Source organism: Metapseudomonas otitidis, assembly GCF_900111835.1.
In the GTDB taxonomy this organism is placed as follows: Bacteria; Pseudomonadota; Gammaproteobacteria; order Pseudomonadales; family Pseudomonadaceae; genus Metapseudomonas; species Metapseudomonas otitidis.
Genome location: NZ_FOJP01000017.1, coordinates 80312 through 106367, shown reverse-complemented (window position 1 = coordinate 106367; position 26056 = coordinate 80312). Strand labels below are relative to the sequence as shown.

The following is a 26056-nucleotide window of genomic DNA, read 5'->3' as shown; positions in this document are numbered from 1 at the left end:
CCGCCATGTACGAATCCATGCTGAAAGTGATCAACGGCTACGGGCTGATCAGCGGCTTCGCCGTCATCGGCGTCACCATGTGGCTGTCCTACTGGCTCTCCGCCACGCTGACGCGGGGCCGCCTGCACGGCTCGGCCATCGCCATCTTCCTCGGCCTGGTGCTGTCCTACGTGGGCGGCGTGATGACCGGCGGGCAGAAGGGCCTGGTGGACGTGCCGCTGCTGTCCGGCATCGGCCTGCTGGGCGGCGCCATGCTGCGGGACTTCGCCATCGTCGCCACGGCCTTCGGGGTGAACATCGAGGAGCTCAAGCGCGCCGGCGTGTCCGGGGTGGTGGCGCTGTTCTTCGGCATCGGCACCTCCTTCGTCGCCGGGGTCGGCGTGGCGCTGGCCTTCGGCTACACCGACGCGGTGAGCCTGACCACCATCGGCGCGGGGGCGGTGACCTACATCGTCGGCCCGGTGACCGGCGCGGCCATCGGCGCCAGCTCCGAGGTGATGGCGCTGTCCATCGCCGCCGGCCTGGTGAAGGCCATCCTGGTGATGGTGGCGACGCCCTTCGTGGCACCCTTCATCGGCCTCAACAATCCGCGCACGGCGGTGATCTTCGGCGGCCTGATGGGCACCTCCAGCGGCGTGGCCGGGGGCCTGGCTGCCACCGATCCGAAGCTGGTGCCCTACGGTTGCCTGACCGCCGCCTTCTACACCGCCCTGGGCTGCCTGCTGGGCCCGTCGCTGCTGTTCTTCATGATGCGCGGCCTGGCCGGCTGAGGGGGTCGCCCGGGTTTTTCGACGGCGGTCAGTGCGGGCCCTGCCGCAGGCTGTACATGCGGCATTCGGCCAGCAGCGCGAGCAGGTTGGGGTCGCGCTCGCGGGCCTTGAGGAAGACCACGCCGATGTGCTGCTGCAGACGGTAGCGCGCCTGCAGCGGGATGAGCTTCACGCGGTTCTCGTACACCGCCGCGATGCGCCCGGGCAGCAGGGCGTAGCCGACCCCGGAGCTGACCATGCTGAGCAGGGTGAAGATGTCGTTCACCTGCATCGCCACCTTCGGCTCGAAGCCCGCCTGCTGGAATACCCGCGCGCCGTCGCGGTGGGTGGCGAAGCCCTGGGTGAGGGTGATGAAGGTGGAGTCGGCCAGGTCCGCCAGGTCCACCTCCGGCTGCTCGGCGAAGGGCGAGTCGGTGGGCACGGCGAGGAAGATGTCGTCGGAGAACAGCGGCAGCTGCTCGCAGTCCGGGTCGCTGACGCTCTCGTCGAGGGACACCAGCATGGCGTCCAGCTCCAGGTTCTTCAGGCGGTAGAGCAGGTCGGCGTTGGAGCCCAGGGTGAGGTCGATGTTCAGCTCGCTGCGGCGGATCTTCAGGCCCATCACCAGCTGCGGCACGGTCTTCACCGTCAGCGAATAGAGCGCACCGAGCTTGAAGCGCTCGGCGGAAAAGCCCGCCGCCTCGCGGGTCAGGCGCACCATGTCGAGCACGTCCTGCACCAGCTTCTGGGCCTTCTCCTCCAGCACGTAGGCGCTTTCCAGCGGCGTCAGGTTGCGCCCCTCGTGCTTGAACAGCGGGCAGCGCAGGGCGCTCTCCAGGGAGTGGATGGCGCGGTGCACGCTGACGTTGCTGGTGCCCAGCGCCGCCGCCGCGCGGGACAGGTTGCCCGCGCGCATGAAGGCGAGGAAGGTCTCCAGTTTCTTCAGGGTCAGCTCGTCGTCGATCTGCATGGCGCCGCGTTCCGGTGCTGGGGAGCGAGGGGCTCATCCTACCCGTTCGGTCTGGTGGGGCGAGGATGACCTGCAGCTATAAGCTAATAATGCATAAGTAAATAAATTCTTATTCCTTAACAGATATATGACGAGCCCCTAGACTGCCCTTCATCGAACGTCTCGCAAGGAGGGCTCGCCATGCGCAGCCAGGCCATTCGCTACTTGATCCTGCCAGGATGGCAGGGCTCCCCCGACGACCATTGGCAGAGCCACTGGGAGCGCACGCTGCCCAACGCGCAGCGGGTGGAGCAGGCCGACTGGGACCAACCCGACCGCGCGGCCTGGGTGGCGGCGCTGGAGCGCGCCATCGATGCCGAGCGCACGCCGGTGATCCTCGTCGCCCACAGCCTGGGCTGCGTCACCGTGGCCCACTGGGCGGCCCAGGCCGACCCGGACGTGCTGCGCCGGGTGCGCGGTTCGCTGCTGGTCGCCCCGGCGGATGTGGAGCGCCCCGGCTGCCCGGAGGCGCTCACCGGCTTCGCGCCGATCCCCCGCACGGCCCTGCCGTTCCCCACGCTGCTGGTGGGCTCCGACAACGACCACGCAGCCAGCCCGCAGCGGGCCCTGCAACTGGCCCGTGACTGGGGCGCCGAGCCGGCCATCCTCGCCGGCGCCGGGCACATCAACGTGAAGTCCGGCCACCAGCGCTGGGAGCAGGGCTTCGCCTACCTCTACCGCCTGCAGGGGCGCATCGAGCAACTGGCCCGCCTGCGCGCCTGAGCCGGGCGCGCCTCCATTCATCGCGTGACGTCCGGGACCTGCCAGCGCGCAGGCCCCGGCGGGAGATTTCGTCCATGAGCCAGCCAGCCAATGGCCAACCCCTGCTGACCTTCGCCGACGCCGACCGCAGCCCGCTGAGCATCCGTGCCCGTGCGCTGGTGTTCGTCGATGCCCGTTCGCGGCGCCTGCGGGAGGAAATCGAACACCTGGCACCGGCCGCCGTGCCGGTGCTGATCCAGGGAGAGACCGGCACCGGCAAGGAGCTGCTGGCGCGGCAGATCCACCGCGGCAGCGAGCGGCCGGGGCTGTTCGTCGCGGTCAACTGCGGCGCCATCAGCAAGGCCTACGCCGAGGCCGAGCTGTTCGGCCACGCCCCCGGCGCCCATGCGGGCTCAGCCAGCAGCCGTGCCGGCTGGTTCGGCTCGGCCAATGGCGGGACGCTCTACCTGGACGAGATCGGCGACCTGCCGCTGCCGCTCCAGGCGCGCCTGCTGGCGGCCCTGGAAAGCCGCGAGGTGACCCGCGTCGGCGCCCAGCAGCCGACCCCGGTGGACGTGCGCCTGGTGGCCGCCACCAGCATCGACCTGGCCCAGGCGGTGCGTGCCGGCAAGTTCGACGAGCGGCTCTACCAGTACCTCAACGAAGGGCGCGTGGAACTGCCGCCGCTGCGCGAGCGCCCCGACGACATCCTGCCGCTGGCCGAGTACTTCCTCGGCATCTACGCCCAGCGCCTCGACCTGCCGCTGCCGCTGATCGGCGCCCAGGCCCAGGCGGCGCTGGAGGGCTACCCCTGGCCGGGCAACACCCGCGAGCTGGAGAACAGCATCCACTTCGCCCTGCTGGTGAGCGACGGCGAGGAGATCCTGCCGCACCACCTCAACCTGCCGCCCGCACCGAGTTATGCACAGCTCGCCCAGCAACTGCGCCAGCTGGCGGCCAACGATGTGGACAACCTGCGGCAGCTGTTCGCCGATGTGCTGGCGGGGTAGGGCGTCGAGGGGGCAAGGGGTGGATCGATGCGACCCACCCGGAGGCAGGCCTTAGCCGTGCAGGTGGAACAGCTTGTGCACAATGCGCCAGCGGTCGTCGATCTTCAGCAGCGAGAGGTAATCGGTGAAGTCCAGGCCGGCGTAGACGTCGGTGACCTTGGCCAGGGCGGTGTCGCTGGTGAGGTCCAGGGACTCCAGCCGCCACACCGGCGCTTCGCCCTCGGCCACCACCGGCCCCTTTGCCTGCAGGCCGGCGATGAAGGCTTCCGGCGAGAGCCACTGCAGGTCCGGACCAAAGTGCCCGACGATGCGGCTGTCGGGGTGGAAGGCGCTGCGCAACAGCGTCGCGTCCGCCCGCACCATGCCTTCCACGTAATCCCGTACCACCGCCTCGATGGCCTGGCGTTCCGCTTCCATGTCCGTGCTCCTGTCGCGTGGGAAAGGCCAGAGCCTAGCCCGCCCGTGCCGATCCCGCAGCTCCCGGGGCTCCGTACCGCGAACCCTCCCGACCGTCATCACGCGGGTGCGGCTCATACCGCCCATCACTCCGTTGCACGACGCGCGGCTCGGGGCTGGGCGGTGGATCGATGAAGCGCGATCCACCCCACGGACGCTTCATCCCACAGGGCCTGGATCAATGGATCTGCCCGGCCGCCTGGAGGCGCTCGCGGGTGGCGCGCAGGCGCGGCAGGGGCAGGCACACCAGCAGGGTGGCGACCAGCACGGCCACGCCCATCAGCGGCAGGTTGGCCAGGCCCATCCCGGTGCTCAGCCACAGGCCGCCGACGAAGGCGCCACTGGCGTTGCCCAGGTTGAAGGCCGCGTGGCTGAGGGTGGCGGCGAGGCTGGCGGATTCGCCGGCCTGTTCCACCAGCAGCAACTGCAGTGGCGAGGAGATGGCGAAGCTCGCCACGCCCCAGAGGAACAGGCAGGCCAGCGCCAGCACCGGCACCTGGGCGAAGACGAACAGCCCCACCAGGCACAGGGCACTCACCGCGAAGGCCCCGGGCAGGGCGAAGCGGAAGCCCTTGTCCGCCAGGCGCCCGCCCAGCAGGTTGCCGAGGGTCAGGCCGATGCCGAACAGCAGCAGGGCGAAATTGGCGTGCTCCGGGCTGAAGCCGGAGACATCGCGCAGCAGCGGGCTGATGTAGGTGAACACACCGAACAGCGCCACCGACGACAGGCTGCACACCCCCAGCGCATGCAGCACCGGGCGCCGGAAGATGCCGTCCCAGGCACCGGCGGCATTGGGCTGCGGCCTGGCTGTGGCCGGCAGCCAGAGGAACTGCGCCAGCAGTGTCAGCAGGCCCAGGCCCGCCACCACCATGAAGGTCACCCGCCAGCTGGTGGCCTGGCCCAGCCAGGCGCCGGCCGGCACCCCGAGCACGTTGGCGATGGTCAGCCCGCTGAGCACCAGCGCCATGGCCGAGGCGCGGCGATGGGGTGGCGCCAGCTCGGCGGCCAGCAGGGTGGCGCAGCCAAAGAAGCCGGCATGGCTGAAGGCGGTGAACGTGCGCGCCGCCAGCAGCCATTCGTAGCTGGGGGCCAGGGCGCAGGCGAGGTTGCCCAGGGCGTAGGCGCCCATCAGCCACAGCAGCGCCTGGCGCCGTGGCAGGCGACCCAGCAGCGGGCCCAGCAGCGGCGCGCCGATGACCACGCCCATGGCGTAGGCGCTGACCAGCAGGCCGGCGTCGGAGAGGCTCACGGAGAGGTCCTGGGCCACCTCGGGCAGCAGGCCCATGATGATGAACTCACTGCTGCCGACGACGAAGCCGCCAAGGGCCAGGGCGAGTAGGGGGAGGGAGAGAAGGGTCGAGGGATTCATGGCAAGAGGCAGGGCTTGTTGCGAGGGGGCGCGGATTCTACGCGCTTTCCCGGGCGATGACCTGGCAGTCGAGCAGATTCAGGCGTTCCACCTCGCCCTCCACCGGCAGCACGCCCAGCGCCTCCAGCACCCGGGTGGCGGCGCGCTCGCCGATTTCCAGCGCCAGCGGGCGGATGGTGGTGAGGCTGGGCAGCAGCATCTCGGCGAACGGGTAGTCGCCAAAACCCATCACCGCGCAGTCGCCCGGCAGGTCCAGGCCTGCGCGCTGGCCGGCGAGCAGGCCGCCGGCGGCGAGGTTGTCGTTGGCGAAGATGATCGCGTCCGGCCGTGGCGAGCGCTTCATCAGCGCCTCCATGGCCTGCTTGCCGGCCTCGAAGGGCGCCAGCCCGCTGCTGGGCACGAAGACCCAGGGCTCGTGGCCGGCGGCGCGCAGGGTGTCGGCGTAGCCGTCGCGGCGGTCCAGGGCGCTGAAGTCGCCGGCGGCGCTGTTCTGCACGAAGGCGATGCGCGTGTGCCCCTTGTCCAGCAGGTAACGGGCGGCGGCGACGCCCACGTCGCGGTGGAGGAAGCCCACCTGCATGGGCGCGCGCTCGGGCTGGTAGTCCCAGACCTCGACGATGGGGACGTCCGCCTCGGCGAGCATCTTCTCGGTGCCGGGGCTGTGGAAATGGCTGGTGACCACCAGGGCCGCCGGCGACCAGCCGAGGAAGGCGCGCACGGCGCTCTCTTCCTGTTCCTCGGAGAAGTAGCTGGAGGCCAGCAGCAGCTGGTAGCCGTGGCGCGCCAGGGTGTCGCTGAAGCCCTGGATCGTGTTGGCGAAGATCGGCCCGGAGATGTTGGGGATGACCATGCCGACGATGCGCCCGCGCGCCGAGGCCAGGCCGCCGGCCACCAGGTTGGGCACGTAGCCCAGCTCGGCCACCGCCGTTTCGATGCGCCCGCGCAGTTCCTCGGAGACCTGCTCCGGCTGGTTGAAGTAGCGCGACACGGTGATGGCGGAAACGCCGACGCGCTCGGCCACGGCGCTGAGGGTGACGCGTCCCGCGCCTCGGCGCTTGCGGGGGCTGCTCATGGATTGACCATCCTTGTAGGCATATAAAAGTAATTTTTAATTATTTGACGATCTATTGGCGTCGCTCGGATACTGGCGATGTTAGCGCTAACAACCAACGGCTGTCTGCCTTTTTGCTGCCACTCGCACGAGCGAGACCAGACCGCGACAGCCCACAAGGAGCCTGCCAAGCAGCAGGCACGTCTGGTCTCCGCAGGGCAGTGAAACGAGCATGAGCATCCACAGCAATCCGGCCGCACCGCGCGGCCTTCGCACCTCCCACGGCGGGCGCCGTAGCCCGCTGGCCATCGGCATCCTCCTGGCAGCGCTGGGGAGCGCCGCCGGGGCCGCCGAGCGCACCCCCGACAGCACCGCCGACGACCAGAAGGCCGCGCCCACGCTGAAGACGGTGACCGTCACCGCCACCCGCCGCGAAGCCAGCCTGCAGGACGTGCCGGTGGCCGTCTCCGTGGTGCAGGGCGAGCAGCTGGAGCGCGACAACCGCAACAACGTCGGCGCCATCGTCCAGCAGGTGCCGACCCTCAACTACCGCACCGGTGCCTCCAACAAGGACACCTCGCTGTTCGTCCGCGGCGTCGGCACCATCTCCACCTCGCCGGGGGTCGAGCCCACGGTGGCCACGGTGGTGGACGGCGTGGTGTTCGGCCGCCCCGGGCAATCCACCCTGGACCTGCTGGACCTGGAGCGCATCGAAGTGCTGCGCGGCCCCCAGGGCACCCTGTTCGGCAAGAACGCCTCGGCCGGCGTGCTCAACATCGTCAGCCAGGACCCGCCCGAGCAGGGCCACGGCTACGTGGACTACTCGCACTTCGGCGGCGGCAACGAGAACCGCCTGCGCTTCGGCATCGGCGGACGCCTGAGCGACACCCTGAAAGGCTCCCTGAGCACCCTGCTGGGGCGCTACGACGGCAACGTCGAGAACGTCGCCAACGGCCATGACGTCAACGGCTACGACCGCAAGGGCGTGCGCGGCAAGCTGGTGTTCGAGCCGGACGACGCGCTCAAGGTGACCCTGATCGCCGACCGCATGGAGGGCGAGGACACCCTGCCCAGCGGCGTGATCACCTCCACCAGCAGCGCAGCCTTCGCCAGCGCCCTGCGCCCGGTGGTGCCGAGCGACCACAACCGCGACATCCGCAGCGACTACAAGACCTACGTCGAGGACACCAACAGCGGCCTGTCCGGGCAGGTGGACTGGAAGCTGGGCGACTTCACCCTCACCTCCATCACCGCCTGGCGCGGCTGGGACAACACCCAGTACCAGGACGGCGACCGCTCGGCGCAGCTGCCGCTGACCGCCTCCCACGACAAGGGCGAGGTGGACTACGACCAGTACTCCCAGGAGTTCCGCCTGGCCTCGCCCAAGGGCGGCTTCAACGAGTACGTGGTCGGCGCCTACTACTTCCATGGCCGCTCCGAGGAGACCTACCGGCGCCTGTCGGTCAACGGCGGCACCCCCAACAGCGGCCGCGCCGACTACAGCGTGACCAACGACAGCGTCGCGCTGTTCGGCGAGAACACCTTCAACCTCACCGACGACTTCCGCGCGCTGTTCGGCCTGCGCTGGACCCACGACGACCTGGAGTACGACCACCGCCGCACGTCCACCTCCGCCACCGCCGTCACCGGCATCCAGCCCTCCACCGCCAGCTCGGGCTCGGTGGACGAGGACGGCTGGTCCGGCCGCACCGGCCTGCAGTACGACTTCAGCGACGACCTGATGGGCTACGCCACCTACTCGCGCGGCTACAAGGGCCCGGCCTACAACGTGTTCTTCAACATGCAGCCGCGCGACACCGGGGCGCTCAAGCCGGAGACCTCCGACTCCTACGAGCTGGGCCTCAAGGCCACCGCCCTGGACAAGCGCCTGAGCGCCAACCTGGCGGTGTTCCACACCGACTACGACGACTACCAGGCGAACTTCTTCGACACCGTGGCCAACCAGGTGGTGACCCGCCTGATCAACGCCGGCAGCGTGAAGACCCAGGGCGTGGAGCTGGACACCAGCTTCCAGGCCACCCGCCAGCTCAAGCTGTCCGCCGCCCTGGCCTACACCAAGGCGCGGGTGGACCACTTCAACTGCCCGCCCGGCGCCGCCGCCACCTGCAACATCGACGGCGGCCGCTTGCCCTTCACCCCGGACTGGAAGGCCTACGTGCGCGCCGACTACAGCATCCCGCTGGACAACGGCCTGGATGTGGAACTGTCCACCGACTACAGCTGGCAGGACGAGGTGCAGTTCAGCCTCGACCAGAACCCGGACACCGTGCAGGGCGCCTACGGCATCTGGAACGCCAGCGTCGCCCTGGCCGACTACAACGCCGGCTGGCGTGTGGCGCTGCTGGGCAAGAACCTCGCCGACACCTCCTACGCCCAGTCCCTGGCCAGCGGCGGCAGCTACATCTACCGCGCCGTGCCACGGGACGACGAGCGCTACTTCGGCGTCCAGCTGCGCAAGGATTTCGACTTCTGACCCGCGCCTGCGTGCAGGAACCGCCCGAGCCGCCGCAGAGCGGCCGGGCGGCACCCCCACCGACCCCGGTAACGACACCATGACCCGATCCCGACAGCTCTCCCTCGGCGCCTTCCTGATGGCCACCGGTCACCACGTGGCCGCCTGGCGCCACCCGGACGTTCCCGCCGACACCCTCGACTTCGCCCAGTACAGACACCTGGCACGCATCGCCGAAGCGGCGAAGTTCGACGCCCTGTTCGTCGCCGACAGCGTCGCCGCGCCCACCAGCGACATCGCCAGTCACATGGCCCGCTCCACCTACTTCGAACCGCTGACCCTGCTCAGCGCCCTGGCCGCCGTCACCGAGCGCATCGGCCTGGTGAGCACCGTCACCACCAGCTACAACGAGCCGTACCACGTGGCGCGCAAGTTCGCCTCGCTGGACCACATCTCCGGCGGCCGCTCGGGCTGGAACCTGGTGACCTCCGACGCGGCCGCCGAGGCGCTCAACTTCAACCGCGAGGCCCACCTGGGCCATGCCGAGCGCTACGCCCGCGCCCGGGAGTTCCACCAGGTGGTCACCGGCCTGTGGGACAGCTGGGAGGACGACGCCTTCCTCCGCGACAAGGCCAGCGGCCAGTACTACGACCCGGCCAGGCTCCACGTGCTCGACCACCAGGGCGAGCACTTCCGCGTGCAGGGCCCGCTCAACGTCGCCCGCTCGCCCCAGGGCCGGCCGGTGGTGGTGCAGGCCGGCTCCTCGGAGACCGGTCGCGAACTGGCCGCCGAGACCGCCGACGTGGTGTTCACCGCGCAGACTTCCCTGGCCAAGGCCCAGGCCTTCTACGCCGACCTCAAGGGGCGCCTGGCCAGGTTCGGCCGCCGCGAGGACGAGCTGAAGATCATGCCCGGCGCCTTCGTCGTCATCGGCGCCAGCGAGGCCGAGGCGAAGGAGAAGTTCGAGGCGTTCCAGGCGCTGGTGGAGCCCCGCGTCGGCGTCGCCCTGCTGGGGCGCATGCTCGGCAACTTCGACCTCTCCGAATACCCGCTGGACGGCCCGCTGCCCGAGCTGCCGCTGACCCAGGACGGCCAGCAGAGCCGGCAGAAGCTGCTCACCGAGCTGGCCGGCCAGGAGAACCTCACCCTGGCCCAGCTCGGCCGGCGCATCGCCGGCGGGCGCGGCCACCACAGCCTGATCGGCACCCCGGCACAGATCGCCGACGAGCTGCAGGCCTGGTTCGAAGGCGGCGCCGCCGATGGCTTCAACGTGCTGGTGCCGCACCTGCCGGCCGGCCTGGAGGACTTCGCCACCCAGGTGGTGCCGGAGTTGCAGCGGCGCGGCCTGTTCCGCACCGAGTACCAGGGCCGCACCCTGCGCGAACACCTGGGCCTGGCGCGGCCGGCGAACCGCTTCGCCCGCCCTGCCTGACATTCACCGGGGCCCCGCGCCAGCGCGGCCCCGACAACCTGAAGCGAGACCCTTCCATGACCTACATCGCCGCCCCCGACCGCTATGAGCGCATCCCCTATCGCCGCGTCGGCCGCAGCGGGCTGGTGCTGCCGGCCCTGTCCCTGGGGCTGTGGCACAACTTCGGCGACGCCACGCCCCTCGACACCCAGCGCGCCCTGCTGCGCACCGCCTTCGACCTGGGCATCAACCACTTCGACCTGGCCAACAACTACGGCCCGCCCTACGGCAGCGCCGAGATCAACTTCGGCCGCCTGCTCAAGGAAGACTTCCGCGCCTACCGCGATGAGCTGGTGATCTCCACCAAGGCCGGCTGGGACATGTGGCCCGGCCCCTACGGCCAGGGCGGCAGCTCGCGCAAGTACCTGCTCTCCAGCCTCGACCAGAGCCTGGTGCGCCTGGGGCTGGACTATGTGGACATCTTCTATTCCCACCGCTTCGACCCCGACACGCCCCTGGAGGAAACCGCCGGCGCCCTGGCCAGCGCGGTGCAGCAGGGCAAGGCGCTGTACGTGGGCATCTCGTCCTATTCGGCGGGCAAGACCCGCGAGCTCGCCGCACTGCTGCGGGAGTGGAAGGTGCCGCTGCTGATCCACCAGCCGGCCTACAACCTGTTCAACCGCTGGGTGGAGAAGGACCTGCTGGCCACCGCCGAGGAACTGGGCACCGGCGTCATCGCCTTCACCCCGCTGGCCCAGGGCCTGCTCACCGACAAGTACCTCGCCGGCGTGCCGGCGGATGCGCGGGTCAACCGCCCCGGCGGCGCCTCGCTGCGCCCGGAGCACCTGGCCGAGGCCAACATCGCCCGCGCTCGTGCCCTTGCGGAGATCGCCCGGCGCCGGGGCCAGAGCCTGGCCCAGCTGGCGCTGGCCTGGACCCTGCGCGATGCACGGGTGACCTCGGCGCTGATCGGCGCCAGCCGCCCGGAGCAGATCGTCGAGAACGTCGCCGCCCTGGACAACCTCGCCTTCAGTGCCGAGGAGCTGGCGGAGATCGACCGCCACGCCGTGGAAGGCGGCATCAACCTCTGGGAAAAACCCTCCACCGACTGGCAGGCCTGACCATGCAACGACTTCGACTGGGCGCCGCGTTGCTGGCGCTGCTGGCCCTGGCCCAAGGCGCCCTGGCCGACCCCGCGACCCTGCGCATCGGCTACCAGAAGGGCTCCGCCAGCCTGGTGCTGGCCAAGGAACACGGCCTGCTGGAGCAGCGTTTTCCCGGCACCCGCGTGCAGTGGATCGAGTTCCCCGCCGGCCCGCAGATGCTCGAGGCGCTCAACGTCGGCAGCCTGGATGTGGGCTCCACCGGGGACATCCCGCCGATCTTCGCCCAGGCCGCTGGCGCCGACCTGCTCTACGTCGGCGCGGAGCCACCCAAGCCCCAGGCCGAGGTGATCCTGGTGCCCGAAGGCAGCCCGATCCGCTCGGTGGCCGAGCTCAAGGGGCACAAGGTGGCCTTCCAGAAAGGTTCCAGCGCCCACAACCTGCTGCTGCGTGCGCTCAAGGCGGCGGGGCTGTCCATGGCCGACATCCAGCCGCTATTCCTCACCCCGGCCGATGCCCGCGCCGCCTTCGAGCAGGGCAGCGTGGACGCCTGGGCGATCTGGGATCCTTACTACTCGGCCATGGAGCTGGAGGGCCATGCACGGCTGCTGGCCAATGGCGAGGGGCTGGGGCTGAGCGGGCCCTTCTACCTGGCCGCGCGGGGCTACGCCGAGACCGACCCGGCGTTCGTGCAGCAGGTGCTGGGGGTGATCTCCGAGGCCGAGGCCCTGACCCGCAGCGACCGCGACGGCAGCATCGCCCTGCTGGCGAAGTTCATGGGCCTGCCCCCGGCAGTGATCGAACGCAGCTTCCAGCACCGCCCGGCCTCGCCCATCGGCCCGGTCACCGACGACATCGCCGCCGCCCAGCAGCGCACGGCGGACCTGTTCCTGGAGAACCGGCTGCTGCCGAAGCGGGTGGATGTCGGCAGTGCGGTGTGGCGGCCGTAGAGACCCCATGCATGGGCTTTGGTCGTGTAGGGGCGAATTCATTCGCCCAAGGACCGCGCAGCGGTCCCATGGAATCCGCAGGGCGGGCCTGTGGCCCGCTTGGCGACTGAAGTCGCCCCTACAGGATCAAGAGCGATAGGCGTTAGCCCACCAGGAACTTGGTGAGGAATTGCCGGGTGCGTTCTTCCCTCGGGGCGCTGAACAGGGTCTTGGCGTCGCCCTGTTCGACGATCACGCCCTTGTCGATGAAGATCGCGCGATTGGCTACGTCGCGGGCGAAGCTCATCTCGTGGGTGACGATGACCATGGTGCGCTTCTCCTCGGCCAGGCCGCGGATGGTGGTCAGCACCTCGCCCACCAGCTCGGGGTCGAGGGCGGAGGTGGGTTCGTCGAAGAGGATCACGTCCGGTTCCATTGCCAGGGCGCGGGCGATGGCCACCCGCTGTTGCTGGCCGCCGGAAAGGCGCTTGGGGTAGGCGTCTTCCTTGCCCGCCAGGCCGACCTTGGCCAGCAGCGCGCGGGCGCGTGCGATGGCGCGCTCGCGGGGTTCCTTCTTCACCACCACCGGGCCTTCGATGACGTTCTCCAGCGCGGTGCGGTGGGGGAAGAGGTTGAAGTTCTGGAACACGAAGCCGACGTGCTGGCGCAGCTGGCGGATCAGCCATTGCTGCTGCTTCAGGGGCTGGTTGGCGTCGATCTCGATCCGCCCCAGCTGGAGGGTGCCGCCGTCGGGCTCTTCCAGCAGGTTGAGGCAGCGCAGCAGGGTGGTCTTGCCCGAGCCGCTGGGGCCGATGATGGCGACCACTTCGCCCGGTTCGATGGTCAGGTCGATGCCCTTGAGCACCGCCTGGCCCTTGAAGGACTTGGTCAGGTTACGGACGGTGATCATCAGCTGTCCTGTTCGTGGCGGTTGACCCGGGCTTCGAGGCGCGCCTGGACGTGGGCCAGCAGGGTGGCCAGCACCCAGTACATCAGCGCGGCGGCCAGGTACATGGTGAAGATCTCGAAGGTGCGCGCGGTGATCAGCTGCGCCTGGCGGAACAGCTCCGGCACCTGGATGGTGGCGGCCAGGGCGGTGTCCTTGACCAGCGAGATGAAGCTGTTGCCCAGCGGCGGCAGGGCGGTGCGCGCGGCCTGCGGGAGGATGGCGCGCGTCAGCGCCTGGCTGCGGCTCATGCCGATGCTGGCGGCGGCTTCCCATTGCCCCTTGTCGATGGAGGCGATGGCGGCGCGGAGGATTTCCGAGGTGTAGGCGGCCATGTTCAGCGAGAAGCCGATCAGCGCCGCCAGCAGCGGGCTCAGCTCCAGGCCGAGCTGGGGCAGGCCGTAGTAGATGATGAACAACTGCACCAGCAGCGGGGTGCCGCGGAAGAACGACACGTAGACCCGCGCCAGGCCGCGCACCGGGGCGATGGCGTAGAGGCGCGCCAGGGCCAGGGCGAAGCCCAGCAGCAGGCCGAAGAACATGCCGCCGAGGCTGAGGACTACGGTGTAGAGCGCGCCCTTCAACAGGAAGGGCGCGGAATCCAGCACCAGTTGCAGGCTGCCGTCTTCGATCATTGGGTCACGTCAGCCTTGAACCACTTCTCGGACAGGGCCTTGAGGGTGCCGTCGGCCTTGAGCTTGGCCAGGGCCTTGTCCAGCGCGGCGAGCAGCTCTGGGTTGCCCTTGCGCAGGGCGATGCCGGCCTCCTGGCGGGAGAAGGGCTCGCCGGCCACGGCCAGGCGGCCGCCGGTCTTGTCGACCATCTCGAAGGCGGCCAGGCGGTCCACCAGGATCACGTCGATGCGGCCGACGTTGAGGTCCTGGAACTTGGTGGGGTCGTCGTCGTAGGTGCGGATGTCGGCCTGCGGGACGTTCTCCTTCAGCCACTGCTCGTAGTTGGTGCCCAGGCCTACGCCGACCTTCTTGCCGGCCAGGTCGGCGGCGGTCTTGATCTCGCCTTCCTTGCCCTTGCGCACCAGGGCCTGGATGCCGGAGACGGTGTAGGGGGTGGTGAAGTCGTACTTCTTCTTGCGCTCTTCGGAGATGGTCACCTGGTTGATGGCCACGTCCAGGCGACGGGATTCCAGGGCGGCGAGGATGCCGTCCCACTTGGTCGGCTGGAACTCGGCCTTCACGCCCAGCTCCTTGGCCAGTGCTTGTGCCAGCTCGACTTCGAAGCCGGTGAGCTTGCCGCTCTCGTCCTGGTAGTTGAAGGGCGGGTAGGTGCCTTCCAGGCCGATCTTCAGGGCGCCTTTCTGCTGGATGTCCTTCAGGTCGGCGGCGGCGGTGCCGGCCAGGCCGAGACCGAGGGCCAGTGCCAGGCTGGCGAAGAGGGCGGGACGACGGAGAGTTGCTGCGTGCATAAGGGGCCTCGCGGGGGCAGTTGGCGAATGGAGGGTCGCCACTCTAAGGGAGTTCCATATATTCGTTTAAATACATAAAAAACCAGAAAATTCCTTTCTGGTTATAAGTCGTGGTTCGCATCACCCGCTGGATGATAGGCGAACAGCGCCGGTGAGCCGCCGGTGTGCAGGAACAGCAGCGGACCGTCGCCGTCGAAGGCCTGGCGGGCGATGCCGTCCAGCAGGCCGGCGAAGGCCTTGCCGGTGTAGACCGGGTCCAGCAGCAGCCCTTCACAGGCGGCGGCACGGCGTACGGCGGCGAGGGTGCCGGCATTGGCTTCGCCGTAGCGCGGGGCGAAGTACTGGTCCCACAGCTCCACCTTCAGGCCGTTGGGCACCGGCACGCCCAGCAGCTCGGCGGTGCGCTGCAGCAGGCCTTCCACCTTGGGGCGCTGGGTGGCGTCGGGGCGCGACACGGTGACGCCCACCACGCGGGTGCCGGGCAGGGCGTGTTCCAGGGCCAGGGCGAGCCCGGCGTGTGTGCCGGCGCTGCCGGAGGCGAGCACCACGGCGGCGAAGCGCTCGCCGCTGGCCTGCATCTGCTTGGCCAGCTCCAGGCCGGCGCGCACGTAGCCCAGGGCGCCGAGGGCGTTGGAACCGCCGATGGGCACCACGTAGGGGTTGCGACCTTCGGCGCGCAGGCGCTCGGCGGCCTCAGCCAGCAACTGGTCGGCGTTGTCGAGGTTGGGCACCCGCTGCACCTCGGTGCCGAACAGGTCCAGCAGCAGGCGGTTGCCGTTCTCCAGGTAGTTGCGGTCGGTGGTGCCGATGGGGTTTTCCAGCAGGGCCACGCAACCCAGGCCCAGGCGAGCGGCCAGGGCGGCGGTCTGGCGCACATGGTTGGACTGGATGGCGCCGGCGGTGACCAGCACGTCCGCGCCCTGGGCCAGGGCGTCCTGGGCGAGGTATTCGAGCTTGCGCACCTTGTTGCCGCCGAGGGCGAAGGGGGTCAGGTCGTCGCGCTTGACGTACAGGCCGCGCCCCAGCTCCCGGGAGAGGCGCTCCAGCTTTTCCAGTGGGGTCGGTGCGGTGACCAGTTCCAGGCGGTGAAAGCGGGCGAGGGCAGTGGCGAGCATGGCGGGCATCCGGGGGTGTCTGGTACAGGCCGCCACTCTAGTGAGGCGGGCCGGGTCAGGCAATTCACGAGGGCGACATTCGATGTGGGCACGGGGGCTGCGTCGGGTACGGGCTGGGGCGTCTTTTAATTCAATAAAGGAATATATGAATAAAAAATTGGTATTTGTTAGTTATAAAAAATCACCGTAACGTCCGCTCCAACCCGGCACCATCCAGGCCGGGACCCGAACCCCCGCTCATGGCTGACGATCCAGCCGGAGCCCCTGAGATCAAGGAACATCATGAAGAAGTCCCTGCTGTTGACCGCTCTGGCTGCCGCCCTTTCCGTCACCCTGGCCCACGCCGGCGAGAAGCTCGTCGTCGCCGCCACCCCGGTGCCCCACGCCGAGATCCTCGAACTGATCAAGCCGCAGCTGGCGAAGGAAGGGGTCGATCTGGAGGTGAAGGTGTTCACCGACTACGTGCAACCCAACGTGCAGGTGGAAGAGAAGCGCCTGGACGCCAACTACTTCCAGACCAAGCCCTACCTGGACAACTTCAACAGCGGCAAGGGCACCCACCTGGTGATCGTGCAGGGCGTGCACGTCGAGCCCTTCGGCGGTTACTCCAGCAAGTACAAGTCCCTGAAGGACCTGCCGGACGGCGCCACCATCGCCATCCCCAACGAAGGCAGCAACAGCGGCCGTGCCCTGCTCCTGCTGCAGAAGTCCGGGCTGCTGAAGCTGAAGGACCCGAGCAACGCCCTGGCGACCCCGAAGGACATCGCCGAGAACCCGCACCACTTCAAGTTCAAGGAACTGGAAGCGGCCCTGCTGCCGCGCGTGCTGAACCAGGTGGACCTGGCGCTGATCAACACCAACTACGCGCTGGAGGCCAAGCTCAACCCGTCCAAGGACGCGCTGGTGCTGGAAGACCGCAGCTCGCCCTACGTGAACTACCTGGTGGCCCGTCCTGACAACAAGGACAGCGACGCCATCAAGAAACTCTCCGCCGCGCTGACCAGCCCGGAAGTGAAGGCCTTCATCGAGCAGAAATACTCCGGCGCGGTCGTGCCGGCCTTCTGATCAACCGCAAGCCACGGTGGTGCGGCGAACGCCGCGCCTCTCCTCACGCCGACGAGTCTCGACTATCGTCGGCGTTCTTTTTTTATGTGGGGGCATTGCCCACCTTGTAGGGGCGAATTCATTCGCCCCTACATTCCGCACGATTTCTCGGAGGACTCCATGCCTGAATCCAGACCCGGCCTTTCCACCCGCGCGGTGCACAGCGGCAACGACGTCGACCAGCAGATGGTCACCCGCCCGAAGACGCTGCCCATCTACGAGTCCTCGGTGTTCGTCTACGACAACCTGGAGCAGGTGGACGACTTCCTCGCCGGCAACCCGGACAACTACATGTACACCCGCATCGCCAACCCCAACCAGGCGGCGCTGGAGCAGCTGGTGCGGGACCTGGAAGGCGGCGAGGCGGCGCTGTTCTCCGCCTCCGGCATGGCTTCGGTGAGCGCGGCGCTGCTGGGGCGGCTGAATGCCGGCGACCACCTGATCGCCAGCCGCGAGCTGTACGGCACCACCCAGAGCCTGATCGAGAAGGAGCTGGCGCGCTTCGGCATCAGCGCCACCCTGGTGGAGATCAACGACCTGGCGGCGGTGGAGGCGGCCATCACCCCGGCCACGCGGCTGATCTACACCGAGACGGCCTCCAACCCGCTGGTGCGCATCAGCGACATCCCCGCCCTGGCCAAGCTGGCCAAGGCCCACGGGCTCAAGCTGCTGGTGGACAACACCTTCCTCTCGCCGGCGCTCTACAACCCGCTGGCCGCTGGCGCCGACCTGGTGCTGCACAGCACCACCAAGTACCTCAACGGCCACAGCGATGCCACCGGCGGCATCCTCGTCGGCGACGCCGAGTGGATCGCCCAGGCACGGCGCTTCCAGATCAATGCCGGCGGCAGTTCCAGCCCCTTCGAAGCCTGGCTGACCTTCCGTGGCGCCAAGACCCTGGCCCTGCGCATGAAGGCGCACTCGGCCAACGCCCAGGCCCTGGCCGAAGCGCTGGAGGCCCATCCGCAGGTGGCGAAGGTGTTCTACCCGGGGCTGCCCTCGCACCCGGACTTCGCGCTGGCCCAGCGGCTGTTCCCCAAGGGCGCCTCGGGCATGCTGAGCTTCACCCTCAAGGGTGGCCTGGTGGAGGTGGACGGCCTGATCCGCGGCCTGCAGCGCACCGCGTTCGCGCCCTCGCTGGCCGGCGTGGCCAGCAGCATCACCCACCCGGGCAAGACCAGCCACCGCGCCCTGTCGGCCGAGGCCCTGGCGGAGTTGGACATCCACGAGGGGACCATCCGCGTGTCGGTGGGGATCGAGGATGCTGCCGACATCATCGGCGACTTCGTGCAGGCCCTGGACCGGCTCTGACCGGCCCCGGGCCCGGGGGAGGGCTCAGACGGCGACGGCGAAATGCCAGCGCACGTCCTGCTCGGCGAGGGCGCTGAGCACCCACTCGTAGTCCTGCAGGTCTTCGAGGAAGGCATCGGCGTTGGACAGCGAACGCGGCTGGCTCACCAGGTGCCCCTGCAGGGCACGCACGGTGCGCAGCCCGTCCTCGGGGCTGAACCACTGCTCGCAGGCGAGCTGGTCGTCCAGTTCGAGGCCTTCGAGCAGGTCGGCGAACTCGTTTGGATCCTGGCTGACGAAGTCCCACAGCGACTTCACCTTGAGCCGTTTGCAGAGGTCGTCGACCTCGACTTCGTCCACCTGGACGACGGTACTGCCGTGGACGAAATCATCGAGCCCGGCGACGGGTTTCTCAGGAACGATGTAGATGGCTGCACTCATGGCTGACGGGCCCTGACGGTGGTGGAACACACTGCTTTAACAGGCCGTTGAAAAACGTGAACGAGGCAGCCGATGCAAGGCGAAAACGTCCGAAAAAGCGCAGTTTACGGTCGTAAATGAGCATTTTGAGGGCGTTTTCAACGCCGCAACGACAACGCAGTTAGTTTCTTCAACAGCCTGTTAGGGGCCTCAGCATAGCGATAGTTCCACCCGCAAAAGGGGTCAACGGCCAGCTTTGCAACGACGTTCACACCGGTTTCAGGAACTGTGTTGCGCCTTGGCAAAAGGCTGGCAGAAGGCCATTCGGACCCGTCCGAAGATCGGTGGACAAGCGGCTCGCCCCCGCTCCGTATCGGAGCGGGAGGGGACCGTTCAGAACGGCTTGTCGCCGAGGATGGTGGCGCGGTGCATCACGCGGCGGGCGGGTCGGTAGTCGTCGACGGCGAAGTGCTGGGTGATGCGGTTGTCCCAGAAGGCCACGTCGTTCTCCTGCCAGCGCCAGCGCAGGGTGAACTCCGGGCGGGTGGCGTGGGCGAAGAGGAAACGCAGCAGGGCGTCGCTTTCCGCCGCCGACAGCTCGTTGATGCGGGTGGTGAAGCCTTCGCTGACGAACAGCCCCTTGCGCCCGGTGACCGGGTGGGTGCGCACCACCGGGTGGCTCACCGGCGGGTGCTTGCGCTTGGCCGCTTCCAGCTTCTCGCGTTCCTCCGCCGTCAGGCTGAAGCGCTCCTCAGGGAAGGAGCGGGCCAGGTCGTGGGTGGCGGTGAGGCCTTCGAGCATCCGCTGCAGCGGCGCCGACAGCGCCTCCAAGGCGGCGCTGCTGCTGGCCCAGAGGGTGTCGCCTCCCACCGGCGGCAGCAGCTTGGCGCTGAGCACGGCGCCCAGGGCCGGGGTTTCCATGAAGGTCACGTCGGTGTGCCAGAGGGCGTTGTCGCGCACGTCGGTGACGGCGGTGTCGAGCACCAGCACTTCCGGCTGCTCGGGGATGTTGGGGTAGATGGGGTGGATGTGCAGGTCGCCGAACTGGGCGGCGAAGCGTGCCTGCTGGGTGGGCGCCAGGGGCTGGGCGCGGAAGAACAGCACCTGGTGCTTGAGCAGGGCGGCCTCGATGCCATCGCGGTGTTCGGCACTCAGCGGCTCGCGCAGGTCGACGCCGCCGACGAGGGCGCCGAGGGCGGGGCTGAGGGGGGTGATGTGCAGGGGCATGACGGGCCTCGATCAGTGGTTCTGCCCGTGCCAGGGCACGAGCTTGCGTTGCAGGGTGCGCAGGCCGAGTTCCAGGGCGAAGGCGACCAGGGCGATGACCAGGATGCCGAGCACCACGACGTCGGTGACCAGGAACTGCGCGGCCGACTGGACCATGAAGCCGAGGCCCTGGGTGGCGGCCACCAGTTCGGCGGCGACCAGGGTCGACCAGCCGACGCCGAGGCCGATGCGCACGCCGGTGAGGATGTCCGGCAGGGCGCTGGGCAGGACCACGTGGCGGATCAGCTGCGCCGGGGTGGCTCCGAGTGACTGCGCCGCGCGCAGGCGCGCCGGGTTGACGTTGCGCACGCCGGTGGCGGTGGCGATGGCGATGGGGGCGAAGATGGCGAGGAAGATCAGCAGCACCTTGGACAGCTCGCCGATGCCGCACCAGATGACGATCAGCGGCAGGTAGGCCAGCGGCGGGATCGGCCGGTAGAACTCGATCAGCGGGTCGAAGATGCCGTGGGCGATGCGGTTGCGGCCGATGGCGATGCCCAGCGGGATGGCGGTGAGCACGGCGGCCAGCAGGGCGGTGCCGATGCGCGCCAGGCTCGCCAGCAGGTGCGCCCAGAGGCTGGAATCCATGTAGCCCTGGGTGGCCAGCTGCCAGCCCTTGCGCAGCACCGCCTGGGGGCTGGGCAGGAACAGCGGCTCGATCAGGCCGGCGGTGGTCACCGCCCACCAGGCCAGCAGCAAGCCGACGAGGGTCAGGCTGCTGATGGCGAAGGTGGAGAGGCGCCAGGTGCGGGGTGCGGGGGCCGCTGCCTTGTTTTCCGGCAGGGGCAGGTCGAGGCTGCTCATGCGCTTCTCCTTTGCCGTTCGGCGAAGACCTGGGCGAGGACGTGTTCGCGGGTTTCGATGAAGGCCCGGTCGGACTTGATCGCCCGTGCGCTCTCGCCGGCGGCGTAGCGGCGGCCGAAGTCGAGGGTCAGGCGCTCGCTGATGCGGCCGGGATTGGGTGACAGGAGGATCAGGTCGGTGGCGAGGAACACCGCTTCCTCGATGTCGTGGGTGATCAGGAACACCGGCTTGGCGGCGCGCTGCCAGACCTGCAGCAGCAGTTCCTGCATCTGTTCGCGGGTGAAGGCGTCGAGGGCGCCGAAGGGTTCGTCCATCAGCAGCACGCGCGGGTCGGCGGCCAGGGCCCGGGCGATGCCGACGCGCTGGCGCTGGCCCCCGGAGAGTTCCCAGACCTGCCGCTTCTCGAAGCCGGCGAGGTCGACCAGGGCGAGCATCTCGCGGGCCTTGGCTTCGCGCCGCGCACGGGGCACGCCGGCCAGTTCGAGGCCGAAGGCGACGTTGCCGAGGACGTTCTGCCAGGGCAGCAGGGCGTCGTCCTGGAACACCACGCCGCGCTCGGCGGAGGGGCCCTGAACGGGCTTGCCGTCGAGGCTGATGCGGCCGTCGCTGGGGGGCACGAAGCCGGCGATGAGGTTGAGCAGCGTGGTCTTGCCGCTGCCGGAAGGCCCCAGGGCGACCAGCAGCTGCTGTGGCCCGAGGGAGAGGGAAATGTCGGTCAGTACCGGCTCGGCCGTGCCGGGGTACTGTGCGCTGATGCGCTCCAGCTGGAGTAAGGCCATTTTCTTCGACGCTCTTCTGAATGTGTCGGATCGAGCGAGTTGGAGCGGGGCCAGTCGCAAACGACCGGGGCTGCTGCAGGTGAGCAAGCCCAGGTCGTTTTCAACAACGCCCCGCCGACGCGCAGCCGATCAGTTGGTGACGTACTTGGCGCTCACGTAGGGGGCGTAGTCCGGCAGCACCGCATCGACCTTGCCCTGCTCCTTGAGGAAGGTGGCGGTCTGGTTGATGGCCTGGGTGGTTGGCGCGCCGAGGGCGGTGACCTGGTCGGCGGCCAGCGGGAAGACGTTGCCCTGCAGCAGCAGCGGGATGTCCTCGGCCTTGGCGCCGGAGAGCTTCACCACCTTGTCGATGTTGGCCTTGTCGGCCAGCCAGGCTTGCGGGTCCTTGCGGTAGTCGGCGTAGGCGTCGAGGGTCACCTTGGCGAAGGCGCGGACCGCCTCGGGGTGCTTCTCGGCGAAGTCCTTGCGCACGATCCAGGCGTCGAAGGTCGGGGCGCCGAGCTTGCCCAGCTCACCGGAGCTGATCAGCACCTTGCCGTTGGCCTTGGCCACGCCGAGCGCCGGGTCCCAGACGTAGGTGGCGTCGATGTCGCCGCGCTGCCAGGCGGCGATGATGGCCGGCGGCGCGAGGTTGAGGATGGTCACCTTGCTCGGGTCGATCTTCCAGTGCTTGAGGGCGGCCAGCAGGCTGTAGTGGCCGGTGGAGACGAAGGGCACGGCGATCTTCTTGCCGACCAGGTCCTCGGGCTTGGTGATGCCGGCGCCGTTGCGGGCGACCAGGGCCTCGGCGTCGCCGATCTGGGTGGCGATGAGGAAGGTCTGGATCGGCAGCTGGCGGGTGGCGGCCGCCGCCAGGGGGCTGGAGCCGACGTAGCCGATCTGCACGTCACCGGAGGCGACGGCGGTGATGACTTCGGCGCCGCTGTCGAACTTGCGCCAGTCGATCTTGGCGTGGCTGGCCTTTTCATAGGCGCCGTCGGCCTGGGCGACTTTCGCCGGGTCCACGGTGGTCTGGTAGGCGACGGTGAAATCGGCAGCGTGGGCGCTCAGGGCCAGACCGCCGACGGTCAGGGCCGCCAGCAGGCGGCGGGCGAAGGGGGAACGATTCATGGTGGTGCTCCTCACGGGCGGCTGGCCGGCGCGAGGCCGGGCCACGGGACTGGAATAGGGGGGTGGTGCTGGGAGTCCGGTGGTCCGGTGAAGCGAAATCTAAATGATCTAAAAACAGCTCAATAAATACTATTTGGTTATTAGTTTATGAGCGGCCGTGAGGGTGCCGAGGCCTTTGCAGGCCAGGAGAGGCGTGGGACTGCGAATTCCGTCCGCTGCCGAGTCATTGGGGATGGCGCCAGGCGACCAAAGTCGGTAATTTGCGCGCCCTTTCGAGTAACTGATGTGACCCGTCCACGGGCAGCTCCCCGCCAGAGGGAGGCTATCAGGCGTTTTATTCGATTTAGTTACAACAACGTGACGATAAATTCTTTTTAAGAATTAAATCCCTTGTCCTAGATTGGCCGCCACCTGAGGCAGGCCCACTGCAAGGGGCGCTACGGGGATTTTCTGACCCACGGGTCATTCCACTTCGCTAGTCGTCTGTACATAGCGGTGTGCACGTCACCGACCAGAACAACCTAGAAACACGCACCACTGGAGCATTGCATGAACAAATCTACCCTGGCCCTGGCCATCGCTGGCGGCCTGCTGGCCCAACAGGCCGTTGCAGGCGGTTTCATCGAAGACAGCAAGGCCACCCTCGGCCTGCGCAATTTCTACATCAACCAGGACAATCGTCAGTTCAATAACGCTCCGTCCAAGCAGGAAGAGTGGGGCCAGGGCTTCATCCTCAACTACACCTCCGGCTACACCGAAGGCACCGTGGGCTTCGGCGTTGACGCCCTGGGCCTGCTGGGTGTGCGCCTGGATTCCGGCAAGGGCACCCACTACAACAACGGCAGCAATGCCTATGGCGGCCTGGTGTTCCCGAGCGAAAGCAATGGCCGCGCTGTGGATAACTTCAGCAGCTTGGGCCTGACCGGCAAGGTCCGCTTCTCCAAGACCGAAGCGCGCATCGGTACCCTGCAACCGAAGCTGCCGGTGGTGACCTTCAACGACGGTCGCCTGCTGCCGCAGACCTTCGAAGGTGGCCAGGTCACCTCCAACGAGATCGACGGCCTGACCCTGACCGGTGGCCAGCTCGAGCACGCCAAGGGCCGTAACTCCAGCGACGCCCGTGGCCTGTCCATCGGTGGTGCCAACAGCTCCAGCAACTACCGGAACGGCCAGTTCAGCAACAAGTTCTACTTCGCCGGTGGCGACTACAAGGTCACCAAGGACCTCACCGCGCAGTACTACTACGGCAACCTGGAAGACTTCTACAAGCAGCACTTCCTGGGCCTGACCCACAACCTGCCGATCGGCCCGGGCAGCCTGAAGTCCGACCTGCGCTACTTCTACAACACCTCCGACGGCAAGAACTCCAGCGCCGCCGGCCGTGCCGATGGCTACGTGGCTTCGGGCTACTACGGCGGCAACCGCACCACCGGTGAAGTGGACAACCGCACCTGGAGCGCCATGTTCACCTACACCCTGGGCAGCCACGCCGCCAGCCTGGGCTACCAGCAGCTCTCCGGCGACAGCGCCTTCCCGTTCCTGAACCAGGGCGACGGTGCCACCGCCTACCTGATCACCGACCGTCAGATCGGCAAGTTCCTCAGCGCCGGCGAGCGCACCTGGGTGGCCGAGTACGGCTACGACTTCACCAAGGTCGGCGTACCGGGCCTGAAGGCCGTCGGCACCTACCTGAAGGGCTACAACATCGACACCGCCAACGGTGGCCAGGGCGAGTGGGAGCGTGACTTCCGCCTGGACTACACCCTGCAGGACGGCCCGCTGAAAGGCCTGGGCATCTCCTGGCGTAACGCTGCCCTGCGCAGCGACGTGACCCGCGACCAGGACGAGAACCGCCTGATCCTGAGCTACACCCTGACCCTGCTGTAATCAGCGTCATCGAGCCCCGCTTCCGCCCCTGGCGGAGGCGGGGCTTTTTTGTGCCTGGGATTCGGGGGAGGGCAGGGCGTTGGCCTGCTGGGAGGGCGTTCGCCTGGCGTGCGGTGCGGCGTCCCAACCGGTCCACGACGCCAGGCAAGGCGGTCGTCCGGGGCACGGATTTGGCGAGCAGCGCGCGCTCCTGCAAGGAGGGAAGTGAGCCGATCTATATAGCTCTTAAAGTTATAAATAAATTGTCATTTATTCTTTTTAATTTTCAAAAACCTTGCGCATAGTGAGCTCCACGGAACGCCACCCCACGACAGAGGAGCCACACCATGACCATCCGACTCGGCGACATCGCCCCCGACTTCGAACAGGATTCCAGCGAAGGCCGCATCCGCTTCCATGAGTGGCTCGGTGGCAACTGGGGCATCCTTTTCTCCCACCCGGCGGACTTCACCCCGGTGTGCACCACCGAGCTGGGCCTGACCGCCAAGCTCAAGGACGAATTCGCCGCGCGCGGCGTCAAGGCCATCGCCCTGTCGGTGGACCCGGTGGACTCCCACATCCGCTGGATCGATGACATCAACGAGACCCAGAACACCGTGGTCAACTTCCCGATCATCGCCGACGCCGACCGCAAGGTGTCCGACCTCTACGACCTGATCCACCCCAACGCCAACGACACCCTCACCGTGCGTTCGCTGTTCATCATCGACCCGAACAAGAAGGTGCGGCTGATCATCACCTACCCGGCCAGCACCGGCCGCAACTTCAACGAGATCCTGCGGGTGATCGACTCCCTGCAGCTGACCGACAACCACAAGGTCGCCACCCCGGCCAACTGGCAGGACGGCGACGACGTGGTGATCGTCCCCTCGCTCAAGGACGAGGACGAGATCAAGCAGCGCTTCCCCCGCGGCTACAAGGCCGTACGCCCCTACCTGCGCCTGACCCCGCAGCCCAACCGCTGAGCCTGGAGGCACGACCATGGTGGTGGTGACCCTATCCGGCAGTCCCAGCCCGAATTCCCGATCCGCCGCCCTGGTGGCGCGTGCGCGGCACTGGCTGGAGCGGCACGGGGTCGAGGTGACGGGGTTCGCCGTGCGCGACTTCCCCGCCGAGGACCTGCTGCACGCGCGCTTCGACAGCCCCCGCGTGCAGCACCTGATCGAACAGATCGGCCAGGCCGACGGGCTGCTGGTGGCCACGCCGGTCTACAAGGCGTCGCTCGCCGGCGCCCTGAAGACCCTGCTGGACCTGCTGCCCGAGCGGGCCCTGGCCGGCAAGGTGGTGCTGCCCATCGCCACCGGCGGCAGCAAGGCCCACATGCTGGCGGTGGACTACGCCCTGCGTCCGGTCCTGGCGGCCCTCAAGGCCGAGGACGTGCAGCACGGCGTGTTCGCCGACGACGGCCAGGTGGCGTTCGAGAATGGCGGGGTGCAACTGGCCCCGTCCCTGGAACAGCGCCTGGATGAAGCCCTTGAACGGTTCCACCAGGCCCTGGCCCGCCAGCCGCGCCCGCTGGACCCGAACGCCCTGCGCCACGCGCGCTGGAGCGTCTGACACGAACAACCCGCTCCCTGTGGAGCAACCGAACCGGCCTTACTCTCCCGCCAACGAGGCGAGCAGGCGCACACAAGCACGAGCGAAGTACGA

General features: G+C 68.3%; 25 protein-coding genes. 12 read left to right on the top strand and 13 right to left on the bottom strand.

Annotated elements, in window-relative coordinates:
- The first annotated feature begins 5 nt into the window (after nt 1-5).
- A complete protein-coding gene (gene madM, locus BM198_RS21865) occupies nt 6-770 on the top strand; it encodes a malonate transporter subunit MadM (protein ID WP_074972369.1) in 765 nt (254 codons plus the stop codon).
- A 28-nt stretch (nt 771-798) separates the two neighbouring features.
- On the opposite strand, the gene BM198_RS21860 is transcribed toward madM, so the two are convergent.
- A complete protein-coding gene (locus BM198_RS21860) occupies nt 799-1719 on the bottom strand; it encodes a LysR family transcriptional regulator (protein WP_044407156.1) in 921 nt (306 codons plus the stop codon).
- A gap of 180 nt (nt 1720-1899) precedes the next feature.
- Here BM198_RS21860 and BM198_RS21855 point away from each other — a divergent pair, with 180 nt between their 5' ends.
- On the top strand, nt 1900-2481 hold the full coding sequence (locus BM198_RS21855; RefSeq protein ID WP_074972368.1) for an alpha/beta hydrolase: 582 nt from the start codon (nt 1900-1902) through the stop codon (nt 2479-2481).
- A gap of 74 nt (nt 2482-2555) precedes the next feature.
- Nucleotides 2556-3470 (top strand): sigma 54-interacting transcriptional regulator, encoded by a 915-nt coding sequence (locus BM198_RS21850; protein WP_074972366.1) that lies wholly within the window; start codon nt 2556-2558, stop codon nt 3468-3470.
- Between the two features lie 51 nt (nt 3471-3521).
- Here BM198_RS21850 and BM198_RS21845 read toward each other — a convergent pair whose 3' ends face one another.
- From BM198_RS21845 to BM198_RS21835, 3 genes are all read right to left on the bottom strand, one after another.
- Complete coding sequence (locus BM198_RS21845; protein ID WP_074972364.1) at nt 3522-3887, bottom strand: nuclear transport factor 2 family protein; 366 nt, start codon at nt 3885-3887, stop codon at nt 3522-3524.
- A 217-nt stretch (nt 3888-4104) separates the two neighbouring features.
- Entirely contained in the window at nt 4105-5295 is a 1191-nt protein-coding gene (locus BM198_RS21840; protein WP_074972362.1) for an MFS transporter, read from the bottom strand.
- A 37-nt stretch (nt 5296-5332) separates the two neighbouring features.
- Entirely contained in the window at nt 5333-6367 is a 1035-nt protein-coding gene (locus BM198_RS21835; protein ID WP_074972360.1) for a LacI family DNA-binding transcriptional regulator, read from the bottom strand.
- 217 nt (nt 6368-6584) lie between these two features.
- Here BM198_RS21835 and BM198_RS21830 point away from each other — a divergent pair, with 217 nt between their 5' ends.
- The 4 genes from BM198_RS21830 to BM198_RS21815 all read left to right on the top strand — a co-directional run bounded on the left by BM198_RS21830 (nt 6585) and on the right by BM198_RS21815 (nt 12283).
- Entirely contained in the window at nt 6585-8840 is a 2256-nt protein-coding gene (locus BM198_RS21830; protein ID WP_074972479.1) for a TonB-dependent receptor, read from the top strand.
- Between the two features lie 79 nt (nt 8841-8919).
- Entirely contained in the window at nt 8920-10251 is a 1332-nt protein-coding gene (locus BM198_RS21825; protein WP_074972358.1) for an LLM class flavin-dependent oxidoreductase, read from the top strand.
- 56 nt (nt 10252-10307) lie between these two features.
- Nucleotides 10308-11351, top strand: a complete 1044-nt coding sequence (gene mgrA / locus BM198_RS21820; RefSeq protein WP_074972356.1) for an L-glyceraldehyde 3-phosphate reductase — start codon at nt 10308-10310, stop codon at nt 11349-11351.
- A 2-nt stretch (nt 11352-11353) separates the two neighbouring features.
- On the top strand, nt 11354-12283 hold the full coding sequence (locus BM198_RS21815; RefSeq protein ID WP_074972353.1) for a sulfonate ABC transporter substrate-binding protein: 930 nt from the start codon (nt 11354-11356) through the stop codon (nt 12281-12283).
- Between the two features lie 142 nt (nt 12284-12425).
- Here the strand turns inward: BM198_RS21815 and tcyN are convergent, their stop codons facing one another.
- The 4 genes from tcyN to BM198_RS21795 form a co-directional block, all read right to left on the bottom strand.
- Nucleotides 12426-13172, bottom strand: coding sequence for an L-cystine ABC transporter ATP-binding protein TcyN (gene tcyN, locus BM198_RS21810; protein ID WP_074972350.1), 747 nt, complete (start codon nt 13170-13172; stop codon nt 12426-12428).
- The gene (gene tcyL / locus BM198_RS21805; protein ID WP_074972348.1) at nt 13172-13843 is read right to left on the bottom strand and encodes a cystine ABC transporter permease; all 672 of its coding nucleotides are present in this window, start codon (nt 13841-13843) and stop codon (nt 13172-13174) included. Before tcyL ends, tcyN begins: the two co-directional genes overlap by 1 nt.
- The gene (gene tcyJ / locus BM198_RS21800; RefSeq protein WP_044413913.1) at nt 13840-14631 is read right to left on the bottom strand and encodes a cystine ABC transporter substrate-binding protein; all 792 of its coding nucleotides are present in this window, start codon (nt 14629-14631) and stop codon (nt 13840-13842) included. The genes tcyL and tcyJ overlap by 4 nt, the downstream gene beginning before the upstream one ends.
- A 101-nt stretch (nt 14632-14732) precedes the next feature.
- Nucleotides 14733-15746, bottom strand: coding sequence for a D-cysteine desulfhydrase (locus BM198_RS21795; RefSeq protein ID WP_074972346.1), 1014 nt, complete (start codon nt 15744-15746; stop codon nt 14733-14735).
- A 282-nt stretch (nt 15747-16028) separates the two neighbouring features.
- Between BM198_RS21795 and BM198_RS21790 the strand changes: the two genes are divergently transcribed.
- Together BM198_RS21790 and BM198_RS21785 are read left to right on the top strand one after the other, a co-directional pair.
- A complete protein-coding gene (locus tag BM198_RS21790; RefSeq protein WP_044413907.1) occupies nt 16029-16811 on the top strand; it encodes a MetQ/NlpA family ABC transporter substrate-binding protein in 783 nt (260 codons plus the stop codon).
- 159 nt (nt 16812-16970) lie between these two features.
- The gene (locus BM198_RS21785) at nt 16971-18161 is read left to right on the top strand and encodes a trans-sulfuration enzyme family protein (protein WP_074972343.1); all 1191 of its coding nucleotides are present in this window, start codon (nt 16971-16973) and stop codon (nt 18159-18161) included.
- A gap of 24 nt (nt 18162-18185) precedes the next feature.
- Here BM198_RS21785 and BM198_RS21780 read toward each other — a convergent pair whose 3' ends face one another.
- The 5 genes from BM198_RS21780 to tauA all read right to left on the bottom strand — a co-directional run bounded on the left by BM198_RS21780 (nt 18186) and on the right by tauA (nt 22519).
- Nucleotides 18186-18581, bottom strand: coding sequence for a hypothetical protein (locus tag BM198_RS21780; protein ID WP_044413902.1), 396 nt, complete (start codon nt 18579-18581; stop codon nt 18186-18188).
- 372 nt (nt 18582-18953) lie between these two features.
- Entirely contained in the window at nt 18954-19787 is an 834-nt protein-coding gene (gene tauD, locus BM198_RS21775; protein ID WP_074972341.1) for a taurine dioxygenase, read from the bottom strand.
- 12 nt (nt 19788-19799) lie between these two features.
- Nucleotides 19800-20630: a taurine ABC transporter permease TauC gene (gene tauC / locus BM198_RS21770; protein ID WP_074972339.1), complete on the bottom strand. Its 831-nt coding sequence runs from the start codon at nt 20628-20630 to the stop codon at nt 19800-19802.
- Nucleotides 20627-21409, bottom strand: coding sequence for a taurine ABC transporter ATP-binding subunit (gene tauB, locus BM198_RS21765; RefSeq protein ID WP_074972337.1), 783 nt, complete (start codon nt 21407-21409; stop codon nt 20627-20629). The genes tauC and tauB overlap by 4 nt, the downstream gene beginning before the upstream one ends.
- 129 nt (nt 21410-21538) lie before the next feature.
- Complete coding sequence (tauA, locus tag BM198_RS21760; protein ID WP_074972335.1) at nt 21539-22519, bottom strand: taurine ABC transporter substrate-binding protein; 981 nt, start codon at nt 22517-22519, stop codon at nt 21539-21541.
- Between the two features lie 549 nt (nt 22520-23068).
- Here tauA and BM198_RS21755 point away from each other — a divergent pair.
- The 3 genes from BM198_RS21755 (at nt 23069) to ssuE (ending at nt 25963) form a co-directional block, all read left to right on the top strand.
- Nucleotides 23069-24406 (top strand): OprD family porin, encoded by a 1338-nt coding sequence (locus tag BM198_RS21755; RefSeq protein ID WP_074972333.1) that lies wholly within the window; start codon nt 23069-23071, stop codon nt 24404-24406.
- A 326-nt stretch (nt 24407-24732) separates the two neighbouring features.
- Nucleotides 24733-25371: a peroxiredoxin gene (locus BM198_RS21750; RefSeq protein WP_044413884.1), complete on the top strand. Its 639-nt coding sequence runs from the start codon at nt 24733-24735 to the stop codon at nt 25369-25371.
- 16 nt (nt 25372-25387) lie between these two features.
- Nucleotides 25388-25963: an NADPH-dependent FMN reductase gene (ssuE, locus tag BM198_RS21745; protein ID WP_074972327.1), complete on the top strand. Its 576-nt coding sequence runs from the start codon at nt 25388-25390 to the stop codon at nt 25961-25963.
- Nucleotides 25964-26056 lie beyond the last annotated feature (93 nt).